At 70.9% G+C, this 3,796-nt stretch carries 6 protein-coding genes; 3 read left to right on the forward strand and 3 right to left on the reverse strand.

From position 1 onward, the window contains the following. On the forward strand, positions 1 to 418 hold a 418-nt coding region (locus tag VKV26_21770), incomplete at its 5' end, for an FtsX-like permease family protein (GenBank protein HLZ72543.1). 137 nt (positions 419 to 555) lie between these two features. Next, positions 556 to 1,188: a hypothetical protein gene (locus VKV26_21775; GenBank protein HLZ72544.1), complete on the forward strand. Its 633-nt coding sequence runs from the start codon at positions 556 to 558 to the stop codon at positions 1,186 to 1,188. 191 nt (positions 1,189 to 1,379) lie between these two features. On the opposite strand, the gene VKV26_21780 is transcribed toward VKV26_21775, so the two are convergent. The 3 genes from VKV26_21780 to VKV26_21790 all read right to left on the reverse strand — a co-directional run bounded on the left by VKV26_21780 (position 1,380) and on the right by VKV26_21790 (position 2,845). Beyond that, positions 1,380 to 2,048 (reverse strand): LysM peptidoglycan-binding domain-containing protein, encoded by a 669-nt coding sequence (locus VKV26_21780; GenBank protein HLZ72545.1) that lies wholly within the window; start codon positions 2,046 to 2,048, stop codon positions 1,380 to 1,382. Positions 2,049 to 2,114: 66 nt separating this feature from the next. Continuing rightward, positions 2,115 to 2,564 (reverse strand): molybdenum cofactor biosynthesis protein MoaE, encoded by a 450-nt coding sequence (locus VKV26_21785; GenBank protein HLZ72546.1) that lies wholly within the window; start codon positions 2,562 to 2,564, stop codon positions 2,115 to 2,117. A gap of 35 nt (positions 2,565 to 2,599) precedes the next feature. Further along, positions 2,600 to 2,845: a MoaD/ThiS family protein gene (locus tag VKV26_21790; protein ID HLZ72547.1), complete on the reverse strand. Its 246-nt coding sequence runs from the start codon at positions 2,843 to 2,845 to the stop codon at positions 2,600 to 2,602. A 261-nt stretch (positions 2,846 to 3,106) separates the two neighbouring features. Between VKV26_21790 and VKV26_21795 the strand changes: the two genes are divergently transcribed. Further along, positions 3,107 to 3,646: a MarR family transcriptional regulator gene (locus VKV26_21795; GenBank protein ID HLZ72548.1), complete on the forward strand. Its 540-nt coding sequence runs from the start codon at positions 3,107 to 3,109 to the stop codon at positions 3,644 to 3,646. Positions 3,647 to 3,796 lie beyond the last annotated feature (150 nt).

The following is a 3,796-nucleotide window of genomic DNA, read 5'->3' on the forward strand; positions in this document are numbered from 1 at the left end:
GCAGACCGGCGTGACGCAGGTGCTGACCATCCTGCTGGGCGCGATCGCCGGCATCTCGCTGGTCGTCGGCGGCATCGGCATCATGAACATCATGATCGTCTCCGTCACCGAGCGCACGCGCGAGATCGGCATCCGCAAGGCCGTGGGGGCGCGGCGGCTGGACATCCTCTCGCAGTTCCTGGTCGAGTCGCTGGTGGTCAGCATTCTCGGCGGCCTGATCGGCATCGGCCTGGGCATCGGCGCCTCGCAACTGATCAACGGGCAGAAATTGAATGGACAGACGCTGGAGACGCTGGTTTCCGGCAGCTCGATCGTGCTGGCGGTCGGCGTCTCGCTCACGATCGGGCTGCTGTTCGGCGTCTACCCCGCCTACCGCGCCGCCAGTCTGCACCCGATCGATGCGCTGCGCTACGAATAGCCCGCGCGGCGGATGATGCGGGGGCAAAGGACACGGCCGGCCGCTGCCGGCGAGCGCATCGCGTCATTGCGCGGCCAATCCATCACACCGCGGCAGATGCCGGCAGCAACCCGGCGGCCGCGACAGGGAGATCTCGCGTGCGATCACGTTTTTCGAGCCTGATCTTCGCCGTGCTGATCGCGGGCATCGCCGTCGGCGCGGCCTTCGGCGGCGGCATTCTCTACGGCCGCAACACGGCGCCCGTGCCCAAGACTGCCAGCGCCGCCGCTGCCCCGGCGGCCGCGGGAGGCGGCGCGGCAGGTGGAGGAGCGGCGGCCGCCGCCGCCGCCGGGGGTGGCGCTGGCGCGGCAGGCGGCTTTGGCGGCGCTGGCGCCCGCGCGGCGGGGACGCCCGGCGCCGGCAGCTTCGGGGGCGGACGCGGCGGCGGTGGCGGCCTGATCGGCGCGATCTCCAAGGTCTCCGGCAATACGATCGACGTGACCACGGCGCAGGGCACGGTGGTGCCCGTGCAGATCGCGCCCGATACGCGCATTCTCACCTCGGCCGAGGGCACGCTGGCCGACCTGAAGCCGGGCGTGATCGTCACCGTCGTGGGCCAGGCCGACGCCACGGGCACGGTGCCGGCCATGGTCGTGCAGATCCAGCCGATCGGCCCCGGCCAGCCGGGCGCCGGCACGCCGCGCGCCGGCGCGGGCGGCGGCCAGGGCGCGGGCGGTGGACGCGGCGGCCAGGGCGGCAGAGCGACCCCGGCGCCGACAGCCACGCCCTAGCCGCCGGCCCTCACCTCATTTCACATGCCTCACATGCCCTCTCCCAATCCTGGGCGAGGGGTCATCGAGCGTCGAGCGCTCCGTGGCCGGTACGGTTAACCCGACGCCCTCTCGTTCCAGCACTTCAAGATCGCCCCTCTCTCCCAGGATTGGGAGAGAGGGGGCGGGGGAGTGAGGGCCGCCGGCTGCGGCTACGGAGCCGGCGTAGGCGTAGGCGGGGCTTCGCGCCGTGGCGGGACGCGCAGCGTCTGGCCGATTTGCAAGCCGGCGTCGGGGGCCAGGTCGTTGGCGGCGGCGAGCTCGGCGATCGAGACGCCGAAGCGCGCCGCCAATCGTGAGAGGCTGTCGCCGCGCTGCACCGTATACAGAACCGGCGTGGAGGCCGGCGCCGGCCGCGGCGTGGCAGGCGGCAGTGTCGCCGCGATCTGCGTCGGCTCGGGCGCCGGCGTGGCCGGTTGGTTGCTGCTGTCCGGCGTGGCGCCGGCCGCGCGGGTGGCGGTGGCAGCGCCGGATGGCGCGGGCTCGGCGTCGAACGGGTTGCCGACGGCCAGCGCCGCGACGATCACGCCGGCGCCCGCGGCGATCGCCAGCGCCGTAATCGCAAGGCGCGTGCCCAGGCGGCGCGCCGCGGCCAGCGCGGGCTGCACCGGCATGGCGGCGCCACGGTAGCGGCTGCACAGCGCGGCACGGCCGCCCAGGCAAAAGACGGTCTGATGTTGCAGGCTGATCGCGGCCGGATCGGCGAGCGAGCGGCAGCGGTTCTGCGTGCTCGGCGCGGGGTTCGGCGCCTCCGGCCCGCCGGCGTGGTCGAGCAACGGGCAGGGAGCCGGGAGGGCCGAAGGCGGCTGAAAGCTCGTCACAGCGCTATGCGGCAGGCTTGCCGCAAAACGCCCGGCGGACGGCGCGCCGTGATGGCTGCGCTCGGCTCAAGAGGCCGGCTCCGGCTGCTGCTCGGGCAGTGCGACCGGCTGGCCGTCGAGCCAGACGCCGCCGCCGGCCCAGTGCTCTTTCTTCCAGATCGGCACCGTTTGTTTGATGCGATCTACCGCGGCGTGGCAGGCCTCCAACGCCTGCGCCCGGTGCGCCGAAGCCACGGCGACGAGCAGGCTCGTTTCGCCGATCTCCAGCCGCCCGGTGCGGTGGGCGATGGCGACATCGTCGATCGGGTACTGGCGCAGCAGCTCTTCGCCCACGGCGCGCAACTGCTTTTCAGCCAGCTCGGGATAGGCTTCGTACTCGAGGAAGAGCACGCCGCGCCCCTCGTTGTGGTTGCGCACCACACCGTAGAACAGCGCCACCGCGCCGCTGGCATCGCGGCGCACGGCGCGTACCAGCGGCTCTGCCTCAAGCGGTTCCTGCGTCAACTGCACCAGCACCGCGTCTCTCCCGATCTTTGCGGCCAGCCAGCCGCTCAGCCGCCGCTCACCGGCGGAATCAGCGCCACTTCATCGCCGTCGTACAGCAGGCGGTCGGCCGCGGCGTACTCCGCGTTCACCGCGAACACGGAGCGCTCGCACAGGGCCTGCATCTGAGGATAGCGCGCCTGCAGGGCGCTGCGCACGGCCGCAGCGCGGGCGCCGGGCGGCACGTCCAGGGGGAAGCTGCGCACGCCGGCGCCCTCGGCGAGCGCGGCGAAGAGGCGGACGGTGATCTGCATGGCGGTCCGTATCCGTATCGCTGGCAGAGAAATCGTATCATACGGTGCGCCAGAACCACGAAAAGGGGAACAATTCGTCAGCCGTTTGACTGTCCGCGTACGGTTGCTATAGTGGTGAAGGGATCGGCAGCGTGGTGGTTTCACCCGTGCGCAGCGCACGCCGGAAGCGCCACTCCTCCCCGTGGCTGCCCACGACCCCGTTCATCGTTCCGGCGGCGCCACGCGGCCCGGAACATTCACCTTATGCAACGCAGGAGCAGCATGGATACCACCCAACGCGACGGTGCGGATCTGTTCGGCACCTGGACGCTACTGCATCAAGCCTATCTTCTCACGTACAAGTACCTCGATCAGATCGTCTCGCGACTCGGGGTCTCGCAGGCGCAAGCCTCCGTTTTGCTGGTGCTGAAAGGCGCCGACGAACCGTTGCCGCTCTCGCGGCTTGCGCGCTACCTGGTCCAGGAGGCGCAAAGCGTCACCAGTCTCGTCGATCGGCTTGAGTTGCGCGGCTTCGTCAAGCGCGTGCCCGACCAGCGCGACCGGCGGGTGATCCACGTCGAGCTGACGCCGGAAGGCCACAAGATGTTCGATGAGATCTTCCCGCGGGCGCTGAACGGCTGCGGCGAGGTGTTCACCGGCCTCAGTGCGCGTGAGCTGAAAGAGTTCGGCCAGCTCTGCGGCAAGGTGCGCAGCCGCAGCGCCGATCTGATGGGCATGGACCGGGCGCCGTTCGAGAAGGCGACAGAAACGCTGCGCTGCGCCGCAAAGACGTACGAGGAGCACGCGCCCGTGTCCTCGTAGGCGGGCGCACCTACCCCTCCCTCGCGCAAGCGCTCGGAGTTCCCCTCCCCACATCCCTAATCCCTAATATGGAGGGGTTGTTCGAGATCGACCGAGCGTCCTCGCTCCACCCTTCCCGCGTCGGGCCAGAGCGCAGCGTAACGGTGCTCG

It is taken from the genome of Dehalococcoidia bacterium, from assembly GCA_035310145.1.
Lineage (GTDB): Bacteria > Chloroflexota > Dehalococcoidia > CAUJGQ01 > CAUJGQ01 > CALFMN01.

Coding starts and splice junctions, on each gene's coding strand:
- VKV26_21790 (HLZ72547.1), bottom strand. CDS start 2,845: ATGCAGATCACCGTCCGCCTCTTCGCCGCGCTCGCCGAGGGCGCCGGC.
- VKV26_21795 (HLZ72548.1), top strand. CDS start 3,107: ATGGATACCACCCAACGCGACGGTGCGGATCTGTTCGGCACCTGGACG.